Origin of the sequence: Thalassospira profundimaris (genome assembly GCF_003326675.1) — a bacterium.
GTDB classification, from domain to species: Bacteria; Pseudomonadota; Alphaproteobacteria; order Rhodospirillales; family Thalassospiraceae; genus Thalassospira; species Thalassospira aquimaris.
In genome coordinates this window covers 111,569-127,524 of record NZ_JPWF01000009.1, presented here as the reverse complement: position 1 = coordinate 127,524, position 15,956 = coordinate 111,569, and the positions used below count along the sequence as shown (strand labels likewise).

At 54.8% G+C, this 15,956-nt stretch carries 14 protein-coding genes; all 14 read left to right on the top strand.

The window, feature by feature from the left end:
- Positions 1–211: 211 nt before the first annotated feature.
- The 14 genes from TH19_RS14360 to TH19_RS14295 all read left to right on the top strand — a co-directional run bounded on the left by TH19_RS14360 (position 212) and on the right by TH19_RS14295 (position 15,917).
- Positions 212–673, top strand: a complete 462-nt coding sequence (locus TH19_RS14360) for a (2Fe-2S)-binding protein (protein ID WP_114103047.1) — start codon at positions 212–214, stop codon at positions 671–673.
- A gap of 3 nt (positions 674–676) precedes the next feature.
- Positions 677–2,845 carry a xanthine dehydrogenase family protein molybdopterin-binding subunit gene (locus TH19_RS14355; protein WP_114103046.1) on the top strand — a complete coding sequence of 723 codons (2,169 nt, stop codon included), beginning with the start codon at positions 677–679 and terminating at the stop codon, positions 2,843–2,845.
- A 95-nt stretch (positions 2,846–2,940) separates the two neighbouring features.
- The gene (locus tag TH19_RS14350; RefSeq protein WP_114103045.1) at positions 2,941–3,936 is read left to right on the top strand and encodes an XdhC family protein; all 996 of its coding nucleotides are present in this window, start codon (positions 2,941–2,943) and stop codon (positions 3,934–3,936) included.
- Between the two features lie 13 nt (positions 3,937–3,949).
- On the top strand, positions 3,950–4,558 hold the full coding sequence (locus tag TH19_RS14345; protein WP_114103044.1) for a nucleotidyltransferase family protein: 609 nt from the start codon (positions 3,950–3,952) through the stop codon (positions 4,556–4,558).
- A gap of 90 nt (positions 4,559–4,648) precedes the next feature.
- A complete protein-coding gene (locus tag TH19_RS14340; protein WP_114103043.1) occupies positions 4,649–5,329 on the top strand; it encodes a response regulator transcription factor in 681 nt (226 codons plus the stop codon).
- 5 nt (positions 5,330–5,334) lie between these two features.
- Complete coding sequence (locus TH19_RS14335) at positions 5,335–6,675, top strand: sensor histidine kinase (protein ID WP_114103042.1); 1,341 nt, start codon at positions 5,335–5,337, stop codon at positions 6,673–6,675.
- A gap of 18 nt (positions 6,676–6,693) precedes the next feature.
- Positions 6,694–7,659, top strand: a complete 966-nt coding sequence (locus TH19_RS14330) for a LysR family transcriptional regulator (protein ID WP_258547969.1) — start codon at positions 6,694–6,696, stop codon at positions 7,657–7,659.
- A gap of 161 nt (positions 7,660–7,820) precedes the next feature.
- Entirely contained in the window at positions 7,821–8,981 is a 1,161-nt protein-coding gene (locus TH19_RS14325) for an ABC transporter substrate-binding protein (protein WP_114103041.1), read from the top strand.
- A gap of 214 nt (positions 8,982–9,195) precedes the next feature.
- Positions 9,196–10,185 carry an ABC transporter ATP-binding protein gene (locus tag TH19_RS14320; protein ID WP_114103040.1) on the top strand — a complete coding sequence of 330 codons (990 nt, stop codon included), beginning with the start codon at positions 9,196–9,198 and terminating at the stop codon, positions 10,183–10,185.
- Positions 10,182–11,153: an ABC transporter permease gene (locus TH19_RS14315; RefSeq protein ID WP_114103039.1), complete on the top strand. Its 972-nt coding sequence runs from the start codon at positions 10,182–10,184 to the stop codon at positions 11,151–11,153. Before TH19_RS14320 ends, TH19_RS14315 begins: the two co-directional genes overlap by 4 nt.
- The gene (locus TH19_RS14310; protein ID WP_114103038.1) at positions 11,143–11,958 is read left to right on the top strand and encodes an ABC transporter permease; all 816 of its coding nucleotides are present in this window, start codon (positions 11,143–11,145) and stop codon (positions 11,956–11,958) included. The genes TH19_RS14315 and TH19_RS14310 overlap by 11 nt, the downstream gene beginning before the upstream one ends.
- Before the next feature lie 34 nt (positions 11,959–11,992).
- Entirely contained in the window at positions 11,993–13,420 is a 1,428-nt protein-coding gene (locus tag TH19_RS14305) for a gamma-aminobutyraldehyde dehydrogenase (RefSeq protein WP_114103037.1), read from the top strand.
- 338 nt (positions 13,421–13,758) lie between these two features.
- On the top strand, positions 13,759–14,253 hold the full coding sequence (locus tag TH19_RS14300; RefSeq protein ID WP_147250772.1) for a hypothetical protein: 495 nt from the start codon (positions 13,759–13,761) through the stop codon (positions 14,251–14,253).
- A 152-nt stretch (positions 14,254–14,405) separates the two neighbouring features.
- A complete protein-coding gene (locus TH19_RS14295) occupies positions 14,406–15,917 on the top strand; it encodes a hypothetical protein (RefSeq protein ID WP_147250771.1) in 1,512 nt (503 codons plus the stop codon).
- Positions 15,918–15,956 lie beyond the last annotated feature (39 nt).

Below are 15,956 nucleotides of genomic sequence, written 5' to 3'. Positions count from 1 at the left end.
TGCGCCCGTTTTCTTTTGCCTGCCCCCTTACCTTCAAACCCGTTCATCGCTTTCCTACATATGCATGGCGACCAGCCGATCTGATGGCTTGGAATGCCGGGTCATCACTTCTGCACCCAACTGATCATGGGCCAAACGGACGTTTACCGCTTGGTTACCTGCCCCTACGCGATGATCAGGCATAACAAGCCAAGAGAGAGATGAGGCGGTCATGCAATATCAGCTTAAAATCAATGGCGAGACCCGCACCGTTGATGCCGAACCCGGCACACCGTTGCTTTGGATTTTGCGCGATGAACTTCAACTGACCGGGACCAAATTTGGTTGCGGCGTTGCCTATTGCGGTGCCTGCACCGTGCATGTGGACGGTTACCCGACCCGTTCCTGCCAGACCTTTGTCGAAGACGCAGTGGATAGCGAAATCACCACCATCGAAGGCGCAACCGACAAGGTTGCCCAAGCCGTCCTGGAAGCATGGCGTGAAAAAGACGTCGTGCAGTGTGGCTGGTGTCAGTCCGGTCAGATCATGTCGGCCATCGGTCTTTTGACCGAAAACCCGAAACCGACCGATGAGGACATCAAGGATTACATGAATGGCAATGCGTGTCGTTGCGTAACCTATGTCCGCATCAACGAAGCCATCAAGCTCGCATCCCAAAAGCTGGAGGCCTAAGTCATGACAATCAACGTTTCACGTCGCGGCTTCCTTAAGGCAAGTGCTGCTGGTACCACGGCCCTTCTGGTCGGGATCAACGCCAAGGGCGTTCTGGCGGCCGGTTCAACGGCGGCGGCGGCAACCGATCTGAACCCGTTTGTTAAAATTGATGCCGATGGCACTGTTACCGTCATCATCAAGCATTTCGAAATGGGCCAGGGCACGACAACCGGCCTGACCACACTGGTCGCCGAAGAACTTGATGCTGACTGGGATGCGGTGCGTACCGATTTCGCGCCTGCCGATGTTGATCGCTACAAAAACCTGTTCTTTGGCGCACAAGGAACCGGTGGTTCCACATCAATCGCCAACTCCTTCATGCAGTATCGCGAAGCCGGTGCTGCGGCGCGTGATCTTTTGGTCCGTGCTGCTGCGGACAGCTGGGGTGTGGATACCGCCACCATCACCGTTGAAAGTGGCGTGATCAAATCAGGTTCCAAATCCGGTCATTTCGGTGAATTTGTTGCCGCCGCTTCGACGATGGAAGCCATCGAAAAACCGGCTGTCAAAACCCCTGATCAGTTCAAGCTGATCGGCAGTGACAAACTGCACCGCAAGGACAATACCGGCAAAACCAATGGCACCGCGATGTTTGCCATGGATGTCAATTTGCCCGGCATGATCTATGCCGCGATCATGCGCAGCCCGAAATTCGGGGGCACGGTGGTGTCATTTGATGACAGTGCGGCCAAGGATGTCGGCGGCTTTATCGCCGCACAGGTTCTGCCCAACAAGGCCGGTGTGGTTGCCTTTGGCAAAAACACATGGGCCGCGTTCCAGGCCCGTGATGCCTTGTCGGTCGAATGGGATTTCAGTGCCGCGGAAACGCGTAGCACCGATGCCATGGTTGCCGATCATCTGGCATTGCTTGATGCCCCGCAATTTGATGCCAATCACGAAGTACCGCTGGCATCGGTTGCGCCAATTCTGGCCGATGCTGCCAAAACGATTAATGCACAGTTCACCTTCCCGTTCCTTGCCCATGCACCGTTGGAGCCGGAAAACTGCACCATCGAACCGGTTGGGGATGGTGTGCGTGTTCATGACGGTTGCCAGTTCCCGACCCTGACCCGTCCGATGGTCGCGGCAACCCTTGGCCTTGATCCGGCCAAGGTCGAGATCAGAACGCTTTATGCCGGCGGATCATTTGGCCGTCGTGCCAACGCGGCATCGGATTACAATGTCGAAGCCGCCATGGCCTTTGCCGTTTCCGGGCGCAAGGTGCCGGTCAAACTGGTCTGGAGCCGCGAAGACGATATCAAGGGCGGCTATTATCGCCCGATGTCGGCCCATCGTGCCAAAATCGGCCTTGATGCCGATGGCAAGATTGTTGGCTGGGATCATCGTCTGGCGACCAAATCGATTGCCAAGGGCGGTCCGTTCGACGGAATGGTTCAGAATGGCATTGACCCGACCTCGGTCGAAGGTGTTGCCGAAAGTCTTTATACCCTTCCCAATATGGGCATCGGTCTCAGTGACTTTACCACCGCAGTTCCGATCAACTGGTGGCGCTCGGTCGGTCATACCCATACCGGCTTTGTGATGGAAAGTCTGATGGATATGGTCGCGACCGAAACCGGTCAGGACCCGATTGAAATGCGTCTTGCCATGCTTGATCCGGCCGGTGCCAATCAGGCCCGCATGATCGAGGCCATCAAACTGGTCCGCGAGATTTCCGGTTGGGAAAAAGGCGACAAGCGCGGCTTTGCGGCCCACTTCTCGTTCAGTACCTGTGTGGCGGTCGTGGCCGATGTCACGGTCGAAGACACAAGCGTTCATGTCAACAAGCTGTTCATGGCGGTCGAATGCGGGGTTGCTGTGAACCCCGATGTGATCCGTGCGCAGATGGAAGGCGGGGCCGGTTACGCCCTTTCGGCCATCTTCCGCAACGAAGTCACCCTGACCGACGGCGAAGTCGATCAGTACAACTTTCCGGACTATGAATTGCTGCGCAACCCGGAAATGCCAGAGATCGAGGTCGCAATTGTGTCTTCGAACAATGCGCCGACCGGGGTTGGCGAACCGGGTGTTCCGCCGACCGGCCCGGCTGTTGCCAATGCCATCTTTGCCAAGACCGGCAAACGCATCATGGATCTTCCCATGACCAAAGCCGGTTTTGACTTCGTCTAGGGTATCGCTGGCAATGCCGGCATAGCTGCCCGGGGAACCCAACTTCCCCCTCCCCGGCTCTCCGGGCAGTTCCCCTTTTTGGAAGGGCGCATGTGATGAATAACCAACTTTCCGCAATGCTTTCGGCATGGCAGGAAAACCGCGACAGCACCGAATGGGTTCTGGGTACGGTTTACCGCACCGAAGGATCGGCCTATCGCAAGGCCGGGGCGATGATGCTGATCAACGGGCACGGACAACAGTTCGGCCTGCTGAGTGGTGGCTGTCTTGAAGCTGACATTATCCGCAATGCCCGCAAGGCGATGCTGACCGGGCGCCCGGTCATGCTGACCTATGACGGCAATGATGAAGACGATCTTTCCTTCAAGCTTGGTGTTGGTTGTGGCGGCACGGTCTATATCATGCTGCAACCGATCAGTGCTGAAAATGACCTTGGCCTTTCGGATTTGCACAGCGCCCTGACCCGACGCGAAAGCGGCCTTTATTTTCAGAAGATCAACGCGGTCGAAGGCTATTTCCAGACCGGCGATCTGTATGCCAATCCCCCTGCCCATATCGAAAACCGCACGGATGGGGACTGGCTGGTCACGCCGATTTCCCCGGAACCCCATATCCTTGTGGTGGGGGGTGGTATTGATGCCCGCCCGGTGATCGGGATTGCCCATAGCATGGGCTGGAAAACCACACTGGTCGATCCGCGGCCCGCCAATGCGCGACCCGAACATTTTCCGCAAGCCGATACGATCCTGCGCAAAATTGACCAGGACCTTGCGGCCTATGTCCGCGATCAGCGGGTCGATGCCGTGATCCTGATGGCGCACAGTGTGGGTATTGATGCCAATGCACTTGGCGTTTTGTGCAATTCACCGATCAAGCATCTTTCGGCCCTTGGTCCGCGCCACCGTTTTGCCGATGTGCTTGAACGGGCAGGCCTGACCCGCAATGATCTGGCCTTTGATATTTCAAGCCCGGCGGGCCTTGATATTGGCGGCCAACTGCCAGAAAGCATCGCCCTTTCGATGTTGTCAGGCATCCATCATGCCCTGTTCAAACAGCGCGCCGCCCCTGCCATGGCGCAGGCCGCGGAATAAGATTGATGCGGTCATGACATTGCACGCCCCCCGAACCATACCCAAACTTGCCGCCCTTTTACTGGCGGCCGGGGAAAGTGCGCGTTTTGGCGGGCGCAAGCAGCTTGCCGATATCAAAGGCAGGCCAATGATCGGCCATACACTTGATCGCCTGACGGCAGTGCCCGAACTTGAATGCTTTGTCGTGCTTGGGGCATTTGGCGATGAGATTGCACCTTTGGTCGGCCCCGCTGCCCATATTGTCCATAATCCCGATTGGGCATCGGGAATGGGAAGCTCGATCGCATCGGGGATCGATGCCGTGTGCGCACAAGGCGCCTTTGACGGGGTTCTGATTACGCTGTGTGATCAAGTTGCGCTTACCAGCATGGATTATGATCAACTGATCGCCCGCTTTGACGGCAGCCAGATCATCGCAACCCGCCACAAAAACGGGTTTGGCGTCCCGGCCCTGTTCCCCGGCAATCTGTTTGACAGCCTTAAGGGGCTTACCGGCCCATCCGGGGCACGCAATATCCTGAATGGTTCGCGCCATGACGTGGTCGGGATTGATTTGCCCAATGCCCGGTTTGATATCGACACCCAAGATGATCTTCGAACCGTTTTGAAACAACCTGCCTGAACAGGCGCGCCAACGGGCTGGCTGTTTATGGCTGACCGACTGGCGGATTTACGGCATGGTAGCCATGCTGCTGACAACGAGACGACGTGAATGAAAGCAACCGCCAACATCATGGTCCTTCTGGTCGAGGACAATATGGATATCGCCGCAACCGTCAGTGACTATCTGACGATTGAAGGGGTTGAATGCGACCATGCCTATGATGGCGAAACCGCCTATCAGATGGCCCTGACCGGGGAATATGACGTTATCTTGCTTGATCTGATGTTGCCATTCCGCGATGGCATCAGCATTTGCAAGGCACTGCGCGATGAAGGGGTCGATACCCCGGTTCTGATGCTGACCGCGCGCGATACCCTTGATGACAAGATCGAAGGTTTTCACGCAGGGGCCGATGACTATCTGGTCAAGCCGTTCGCACTTGAAGAACTTTTGCTTCGGACCCGCGTGCTGTCACGCCGGCGCAGCGGTGAAGTCAAACGCTTTGCGCTTGGTGATCTCAGCATTGATTTCGAAAACCGTTCTGTCATTCGGGCCGGGAAAAATATCAATGTATCGCCAACGGGTTGGACGATTTTGGAAGTCCTTGCGCAAAACAGTCCGCGCGTTGTCACCCGGTCCCGTCTTTCGATGGCCCTATGGCAGGGGGACCCGCCCGATACCAATGCGCTGAAAACGCATCTTTACAAATTGCGCCATCGGATCGACAAACCGTTCGAACAAAATCTTATCCACACCATTCCGGGCCAGGGCGTGGCCCTGCGCGAGTAACTGTTATGCCGTCACCCTGTTGTGCCCCAAAGACCCGCTCCTTTTCGCGCTTTGTGCGCAATTACGTGTTGCTGGGTCTGGTGATCACGCTGGTTCTTTATACCGCTGTGCTTAATTTCTACATGCTGTATGGCAAGTGGATGGTCGCAGCCTTTCAGTTACAACTGATTGCCGAACAATATGACGATCAGCTTACCCGCGATCCGAACGCCCCGTTGCCCAAGGGGTTCAATATTGAATCCTTTGACAGCTTTGATCAGCTCCCGTCCGAACTCCGTGCGCATGTCACGCCCGACGATCTTGAAACCGGCGAACTTTTCTACATCAATACCGACCAGTATACCGACCAGAAAAACCCGGATAACCCGATCTTTCTGGTCTTTCCCCATCACCTTGCTGATGGTCGCAACATCCTGATTTTGCAGACCTATCACGTTGGAGATGGTGACAGCGTCTTCTTTGAACGCCTGCATAATCTGGCATGGCTTTCCGTGCCCTTTGCCCTGATCGTGATCGGCATTTTTGCCTGGTTCCTGTGGATCATCGGCAAACGCCTGACCAAACCATCCGAAGATTTGCAAAGCTGGGCCAATAACCTGACGGCGGATAATCTGGGGGCGCCAATCCCCGATTTCGGGTTCGAGGAACTGAATGATGTCGCCCACGAACTGCATCGGTCCGTTGACCAGATCGACAAATTCGTTGCCCGCGAACGTGAATTCCTGCGTCAGGCCAGCCACGAATTGCGCACCCCTGTCACCATCGTTTCGGGCAATGTCGAATTACTGGAAAAAAGCCCGCTGAACGCCACCCAGTCACGTGTGATGGCACGCATCAAACGCGCAAACCGCAATATGCAGCAATTGCTTGAAACGCTGCTGTGGCTGGGTCGGGAAAATGCGCCGCTGGGCGAAACCGAACATATCCATCTTGCAAGCTTCATCGAACAGGAAATCAGCGACCTTTCCTATTTGACCGAGGGCAAACACGTCACCTGTCACTTTGCCCCTGACAGCCGGGAAACCGAAATCGCCACGTCGCGTGCGGCCCTGATGATTGTGGTATCCAACCTGATCCGCAATGCGTTTCAGCACACCCCAAAGGGCCAGGTCACCATCACCCTGACCGGCACCGAACTGACCGTTGAAAACACCATTTCGACCTGCAATGGCCAATGCACCACCCCGCAGGGCGAAGGCATCGGCTTGCAGCTTGTCCGGCGCATTTGCGAACGGCTTGACTGGCGCTGCACGCCGACACATCTGCCCAATGGCGGCATGTCGGTAAGCTTCGACCCCGGTGCCAGAACACTGGTCAAACCGACCCCCGAACTGGTGGAAAGCTAAGTCCATCTGCATTCCTTGTTGCGGTATCGAAAAAACCGCGACAAGGCGACTGCCATCGCCTATCGTGATGGCATCATGGCATTTACCATTCGACAGCTTCAATATTTCGTCGCCGTTGCCGAGCAGGGAACTGTATCGGGGGCAGCCCATATTCTGTCGATTTCGCAATCGGCCGTGACCGAGGCGATCAAGGAACTTGAAGCCGACCTTGGCGTCACGCTGTTTGATCGCCATTCGCGTGGCCTGAACATTACCCATAACGGGCACCAGTTCCTGCGCCATGCCACCACGATCCTTGCCAATGTCTCGGACGCCAAACAGGCATTTGAAGACACCGCCAAGTCCGAACAGGGCGAATTGCATCTGGGTGTGACGTCGCTTGTCGCCGGTTATGTTCTGTCTGACATTCTTGCCCGTTATCGTCGCGCCTATCCGCAGGTCACGGTCAGTGCGATTGAAGATAACGGCGATTATCTGGAACATCTTTTGATCGGCGGGGAAATTGATGCTGCGGTCATGGTGATTTCCAACCTGCGCGACCGGCTTGCCCTGCAATCGGAAATTCTTGAAGTCTCCCCCTATCGCCTGTGGCTGCCACTTGGTCATCGGCTTGCGACCGCACAAAGCATCACCCTTGATGATGTGACATCCGAACCCCTGATCATGCTGACCGTTGATGAAATCGAAGAAGCCACCGGCAAGCTTCTTGGTGCGCTTGGCACCCGTCCGCGTGTGGCATTTCGCACAAGATCGGTCGAAGCTGTGCGCAGTCTGGTTGCCACCGGGGCGGGTTTATCGTTGCTGCCCGATCTGGTTTATCGGCCCTGGTCGCTTGAAGGTGACCGTATTGAAAGCCGCGATGTATCGGGCACACTTCCGATGGTTCAGGTCGGCGTGGTCTGGCGCAAAGGATCACCGCTTTCACAAGCCGCACGCGACTTCATCGGACTTGCGCAGGCCCACCGCGCAACACGTTTACGTTAAAGCCCTCAATCGCTTTGCTACCATACGCTTCAGGATGATATCGGAAAAACCGATAACGTATTTCTGATAAATGAAATTGTGAATGCTCAGGATCAGCGTACCCTTTGCGGCGGGAAATAAAAGTCACACGAATTGACGCCCTGCAACTGGGAGACATCACAATGAAATCATTACTGAAATCGGGCACGTCCGTGATGGTCGTGCTTGCCTTGGCGGCAAGTCAGGCCGCCGCAGCCGACATGATGACCGCACTTGGAACCCCCGAAGGCAATGTAAATATCGTTGCATGGCCGGGCTATATCGAACGCGGCGAAACCGATGCCAATTTCGACTGGGTAACATCGTTTGAAAAAGAAACCGGATGTAAGGTGAATGTGAAAACCGCCAACACATCCGATGAAATGGTTGCCCTGATGAACGAGGGCGGCTTTGACCTTGTGACCGCATCGGGCGATGCATCACTGCGCATGATTGCCGGTAAACGCGTTCAGCCGATCAATACCGACCTTATTCCAAGCTGGAACACGGTTGATGACCGCCTTAAAAGTGCGCCTTGGCACACGGTTGGCGGCAATCATTACGGTACGCCCTATCAGTGGGGCCCGAACGTTTTGATGTATAATACCGAGGCCTTCAAGGAAGCGCCCAAAAGCTGGGATGTTGTTTTCAAGGAAATGACGCTGGCCGATGGCAAATCCAACAAGGGCCGCGTTCAGGCCTATGACGGTCCGATCCATATTGCCGATGCTGCGCAATATCTGATGGCGCATAATCCGGAACTGGGCATCAAAAGCCCGTATGAGCTCAATGCCGATCAATATGCCGCCGCCCTTGATCTTTTGCGCGGGCAGCGTGAACTGGTATCACGTTACTGGCATGATGCCTTCATCCAGATGGATGACTTCAAAAACGAAGGCGTTGTTGCATCGGGTTCCTGGCCGTTCCAGGTTAACCTTCTGAAATCCGAAGGTCTGCCGATTGCATCGACCATCCCCGAAGAAGGTGTGACCGGCTGGGCCGATACCACCATGCTTCATGCCGATGCTGAAAACCCGACCTGTGCCTATTTGTGGATGGAACATTCCCTGTCCCCGAAAGTTCAGGGCGACCTTGCCGCATGGTTTGGTTCCAACCCGGCAGTTCCGGCTGCTTGTAAGGGCAATGCCCTTTTGGGTGACGAAGGCTGTGCGACCAACGGATTTGATGATTTCGACCGTGTCAGCTTCTGGCAGACCCCGGTTTCGAAATGTGAAAGCCAGGGCGAATGCGTCCCCTATTACCGTTGGGTATCTGACTATATCGGCGTGATTGGCGGTCGCTAAGACCTCCTTGTGGCCGAACCGGCGTGATGTCAGGTGTTTCGTACACCCGGATGTCTTGCCTGTTGTGTTGCGCTTGCCCGGTTGAACCGGGGGGAACGGCCGGGCAATGCGCACCGGCAAAGGTCACTTATCACCCGATTGGGCGCCACCCGCCACCATCCCTTGCGACCCGAAGCCCGCCCGTGCGGGCGGGCTTCAAACAACTGGTTTACCAATGACGAATGCAGTTTCCTTTTCCAGTGTTTCACGTCATTTCGGCACGGTTCGCGCCGTTGATGATGTGGACCTGTCGATTGCCGAGGGTGAATTTTTCGCCATGCTCGGCCCGTCAGGATCGGGCAAAACCACGTGCCTGCGCCTGATTGCCGGCTTTGAGCAGCCCACAAGCGGCCATATCGAAATTTTCGGCACCAAGGTCGAAAACGTGCCGCCCTATCGGCGCAACGTGAATACCGTGTTTCAGGATTACGCCCTGTTCCCGCACATGAACATCATCGACAATGTGGCCTATGGCCTGATGATACAGGGGATGGGCAAGGCCGAACGTCACAAGGCCGCCAACGAGGCCCTCGAACTTGTCGCCCTGCCGGGCTATGGCGACCGCCGCCCAGGGCAGCTTTCCGGTGGACAGCGCCAGCGCGTTGCGCTTGCCCGTGCCTTGGTCAACAAACCCAGGGTCCTTCTGCTGGATGAACCGTTGGGCGCGCTTGATCTGAAATTGCGTGAACAGATGCAGGAAGAACTTAAAACCCTGCAACGCAAACTTGGCATCACCTTTGTTTTTGTCACCCACGATCAGGGCGAGGCCCTGTCGATGGCCGACCGGGTTGCGGTGTTCAATAACGGCAAAATCCAGCAGGTCGGAAGCCCGCAGGATATCTATCAACGTCCGCAAAGCCGCTTTGTCGCCGATTTCGTCGGATCATCAAACGTACTTGAACCGGCCTTTGTCAAACAACTGACCGGCAAGGACGCCTGTGCAAGCCTGCGCCCCGAAGCCATCCGCTTTGTTCAGTCCGATGGCCATCTGGCAACCGTGACCGGAAGCAGCTATTTGGGGGGCACCACCCGGGTTGGTCTGGCACTTGGCGATATGCGGATCAATGCCCTGATCCCGGCCGATCAGGCGGTGCCTGAAAATGGCAGTTTGGTTCATATCAGTTGGCAGGAAAACGAACTGCATTTGATGGAGGATGCCCAATGACGGCCGCCTCCCCCGTCACAGAAACGGCGCAAGGTACGGCCATCCTGCCCGGTCAGGGCGGATGGACCGGATCGCTGTCTGACACGTTCTGGCGCAATCCCAAACTGCTTTTGATCCTGATGCTGACCCCGCCGGTTCTGTGGCTTGGCATCATCTATCTTGGGTCGCTGTTTGCGTTGCTGGCGCAAAGCTTCTTTTCCATCGATGAATTTTCGGGGATGGTTCAGTACGAACTGACGCTTAAAACCTATGGCGAACTGTTCCGTCCGGCCAATCTTGATATCATCATCCGCACCGTTTCCATGGCAGCCATCGTTACGGTTGCCGCGGCCTGTGTGGCATTTCCGATTGCCTATTTCGCCGCGCGTTATGCACGCGGTAAATGGAAGGCAGTATTTTACATCGGCGTGATGCTGCCGCTTTGGTCGAGCTATCTGGTCAAAGTTTATGCCTGGAAACTGATCCTTGCCAAGGAAGGCATACTGACATGGATTTTTGCCAAGCTGCATCTGACCTGGCTTCTTGAAGCATGGCTGGCGATCCCGATCATTGGCGGATATTCCCTGTCGGTCAGCTATACCGGGACTTTCCTTGTGTTCCTGTATGTCTGGTTGCCCTTCATGGTTCTGCCGGTTCAGGCCGCACTTGAACGTGTACCGGGAAGCTATATCGAGGCATCCGGTGATCTTGGTGCGACGCCCGGTCAGACATTCCGCCATGTGATTTTCCCGCTGGCCTTGCCCGGCATTGTCGCGGGGTCGATCTTTACCTTTTCGCTGACCCTTGGTGATTACATCATTCCGCAAATTGTCGGGTCATCGCGCCTGTTTATCGGTCAGGCCGTCTATGCCCAGCAAGGCACGGCAGGCAACATTCCGCTGGCCGCGGCCTTTACGGTCGTGCCGATTGTCATCATGGGCTTCTATCTTTGGGGCGCAAAACGTATGGGGGCCTTCGATGCGATCTGATGGAAAGCACCGCGCACCCTTTGCGCTTAAGGCAGCAGCCGGGCTTGGTCTTGCCTTCATGCATTTGCCCATTGCCCTGATCTTTGTCTATGCCTTCACGACAGAGGATAAATCCTATCAGTGGCCGCCGCCCGGTTTCACCCTGAAGTGGCTGGAAGTTACCTGGAACCGCCCGGACGTCTGGGAAGCCCTTAAACTGTCGCTTCAGGTCGCAACCATTTCGACCGTGATTGCCATGGTTTTGGGAACACTTTGTGCCGCAGCGGTATCACGGACCAAATTCTTTGGCCGGGAAACCATATCGCTTCTGGTGATCCTGCCGATTGCCTTGCCCGGCATTATCACGGGTATTGCCCTGCGATCAGCCTTCAGCATTGCTGAAATTCCGTTCTCGTTCTGGACGATCATTCTGGGTCACGCGACGTTCTGTGTTGTCGTTGTCTACAACAATGCCGTCGCGCGGTTCAGAAGGACATCGGGGTCGCTTGTCGAAGCATCGATGGATTTGGGGGCCAACAGTTTCCAGACATTCCGCCATGTCATTTTGCCCAATATCGGCACTGCCCTTTTGGCCGGGGGGATGCTGGCCTTTGCCCTGTCCTTTGACGAGGTGATTGTCACGACCTTTACCGCCGGTCAGCAATCAACATTGCCGATCTGGATGCTTGAAGAACTTGTCCGACCGCGCCAGCGACCTGTCACCAATGTGGTGGCGATGGTTGTGGTTCTGGTCACGGTCCTGCCGATCCTTGCGGCCTATTACCTGACCCGTGATGGCGATCAGGTGGCCGGATCCGGGAAGTAACAACGTAATAACGATACAAACGGGAGAGCTTATTATGGATACCAAGATGCTGATCGGCAGCAGCCTTGAAACGGGCGTCGAAGCCGAAGAAAACATCATCAATCCGAAAACCGGCGAAACCATCATGATGCTGCCCGAAGCATCGATGGAACAGATCGACCGTGCGGTCAATGCCGCCGAACATGCGTTCAAGTCATGGTCGCGCACCACACCGGCCGAACGGTCCAATTACCTTCTGAAAATTGCCGACCGGATCGAAACCGAAGCCGAAGATTTCGTCAAACTGGAATCCCTGAATTGCGGCAAGCCGATCAATGCTGTGCGCAATGACGAAATCCCGGCCATTGTTGATTGCTATCGTTTCTTTGCCGGTGCTGTGCGCTGCATGCAGGGATCGATTGCCGGTGAATATATGGAAGGCCATACTTCCATGATCCGCCGTGATCCGATTGGGGTGATCGGTTCGATCGCGCCCTGGAACTATCCGATGTTGATGATGGCCTGGAAACTGGCCCCGGCGATTGCCGGGGGTAACACGGTTGTTTTCAAGCCGTCTGAACAGACACCGCTGACCGCGCTTAAACTGGCGACCATTCTGGCCGATATCCTGCCCGAAGGCGTGGTCAATATTGTACTGGGCCGCGGGGCAACGGTTGGCAATGCCCTGATCAACCATCCCAAGATCGACATGATTTCGATCACCGGCGATGTCGCGACCGGCAAAAAGGTTCTTCAGGCCGCCGCCAAATCGGTCAAGCGCACCCATCTTGAACTGGGTGGCAAGGCCCCGGTCATTGTCTTTGATGATGCCGACCTTGAAGCCGTTGTCGAAGGGCTGCGCGCCTTTAGCTATTACAATGCCGGACAGGATTGCACGGCGGCATGTCGTATCTACGCCGGTCCGAAAATCCATGACAAGCTGGTGGCTGATCTTTCATCGGCGGTTTCAAGCATTGCCTATGCCCGTTCCGATGACGGTGAAAACGAAATCGGCCCGCTGATTTCCGAACGTCAACGTGACCGCGTGGCAAGCTTTGTCGCCCGCGCATCCGAACAGAAACACATCGAAATCACCACCGGCGGCAAGCTGCATGACGGGCCGGGCTTTTTCTATCAACCGACCGTGATTGCCGGTGCCCTGCAAAGTGACGAGATCGTACGCCGCGAGGTCTTTGGGCCGGTGGCCTCGATCACCCGCTTTACCGATGTCGACGAGGCCGTCGCATGGGCCAATGATTCCGATTACGGTCTGGCATCGTCGATCTGGACCAAGGATATCTCGCGCGCCATGCAAACCAGTGCCCGCCTGCGGTATGGCTGTACCTGGATCAACACCCACTTCATGCTGGTTAATGAAATGCCGCATGGTGGCCTGAAACAGTCCGGCTATGGCAAGGACATGTCGCATTACGCACTCGAAGATTACACCGCTGCCCGTCACATCATGATCGCGCACGGTTAAGCAACCGATCCAGCGGTTTGAACATTCCAAACAGCAAGGGCAGTCAACAGGCTGCCCTTGTTTTGTTTAAGTCCCGGCAACCAAACAGGAAATCAATTTCCAAACCCGATGAACTAGCGATTGCATTGCCATCCCAAATCGATCGATATAGTGAGTAATCAAATTCCGATATCGAATTGTCCGGGCCCCGGGTTATGCCGTGTGGTGTCGCAAGTTGCCGAGAACAAAGCATGGTTAAAAACAACAAAGCATTCCGTCTGACCATCCTGACGGTTTCAATCCTGATGTCCACCAACCTTTGGGGGACACCGTTCATCGGAGAAAGCCATGCCGCAACCATGGCGATGGCAGCAACGGCAGCAACGGAAAAATCCTGCGAGGAAAGCGGGTTCAGCGCCTTTATGAAAAAGCTGGGCCTGCAGGGAAATCGGGTTTCCAAAAGCGATCTTCCCCCTCCGCTCAGCATTATGCTGAGCAAGGAAAATGTGGCCCATAAAGAAAAACTCGAAGAAAGCGAGGTCTACAAACAGGCCAGAACAGATTTTGAATATCATATGCTTTTGGCCGCGGTAAGCTTCGGGGACCGGGATTACGCCTTAAGCCTGTATTACATGGGCAAACTCCGCGCGGAAACCGATGATCTGCCGGCAAACTATTATTTTTATTATGCTTTCATGACCTACAGATTATCCATGTTCGAAGATTACGACCACAATCGGGATCAGTTGGTGGCCGTCGCCAAGCAGTATGCAGATACCTATCTTGCCCTTGCGGGTGACTGTGCTGATTTTGCAGAAGATGCGCTGAAAATTTCTGCGGGGAAGGTTCTGTGATGTTTGCAAAAATCCGGCGCGCTTTCGCCGCCCTTGCCATTGTTTTTCCGGTCTCGGTTCCTGCATTTGCCGATGACGACATCACCAAAATTGGCCGGGTTGAAACAGATATCATCACCCTGAAAGATGTTCAGATCCCGTTCAAGGCCGAGATGCTTGATGGCTGGGGCTCGGAAGGCGAGGGGATGGCATCGGTCGATATCAATGCGAAACTGATGATCTATACCCTGTGGGGGGAACCGGTCGTTTATTGCACAGCGAACTGGTCTTTCAACAAGGCACAGACAGACAACACACTTGTCACAAACATCAAGGGTGTCAGTGGCAATCTGCCACGTGAAGTGCTTGACACGATTGTTCTTTATAATGTGAAGATCAATTTCTTCACCAGCCTGACCGACAATATCTGGGTCACGTGCGATCCCGGCTACTTCACAAAATCCGATGATACGAAACTTGCGTTAAGTATGCCTGGAAGTCCAAGCTGGGAGGAACTTTTCCAGGATAACGGGTATGACCTGGGCGGGCGCGAAGAACGCGCGAAGTCTCATTATCTCGAACTGCTGGAAACGGGAAAGATCAGCTCGCAGGCACAGCATTCTGTGCAAACTGCACAAATCGATCTTCATCACGTTCGAAAATGGCTTGCCGAGCAAGACCTGAAAATTGTCGAACAAAAACAGATACAAACCTCGGATCGTTGGCAAGAACGTAAGGACGCACAGTTAAAAGCCCAAAGAGACGACAAACCGATAAAGTCATCTCCGGAAAGCATCGACGCCTTCATGCAATACCTGTTTGAGGCTGTTTATCGCAAACAGCGTGTCGAAGAGTATAAATGGCGCGTGAACGCCTATATTCCAATCAATACAAGTTTGATGGAAAGGAGTGACTCCCTTTTTAAAAAGTTCCGCCACTGTCAGTCCTTTACCCCGCCGCGCAGCTTTGAAGATGCACCAAATTCAGTCATTGGCTATCGCGACTGCTTGCCATCGCCGCTTGACGCCCTGGTTATGTATTCAGTTGGCGAAGATGATGACTATCGCTGCGGGTACAAGAATAAAGACGGCAAAGTTGTGCTCGAAGCTCAGTATAAAAGTTGCTACGACGAACTTAAAGGCATCGGCGTTGTCAAAAGGTTCGAAGGAACACGCGAGGAAACAGGAAGTACCATCGGCCTTTGTAGCGGTAAATGTTCAGGCGGTGCTTCTACGCGCTACACCATGCTGGTCGATGTTGTGAAATGGGTGGTCATCAATGCCAAAGGCGAAGTTCTTGTGCATGAGGACGACACAGAGCCGGTCTTCGGGTTCCAGGCGACACATTTCAGCTTCCTCGATGGCAATCTGGTCGTTACACGGCGAGATGAAGATACGTATCAGGAACTGATCTACGACAACCAGTTGAAGTTACGTCTAAAGCTGCCGGAAGGCTGGGAGTACGAGGGTTATTCAGAAGATCTGATTCTGATCAAGTCGCGGGAGAAAGTCGAGGATGGCTATTCCAGCGCATATGAATATGGATATGTGGGTTGGGATGGAAAATTCGCGTTTGACCCCATGCCCGCAAACGAAGCCAACGTCTTTGAAAATGGCAAGGCCTGGATCGTTGATCCGGATGGGACCGGGTTCCTGTATGACAAGAAGGGTCGTATTTTGGAATAGCCGCTCGCATTCCTCATACAAAAAGGGGCAGCCGGTTGG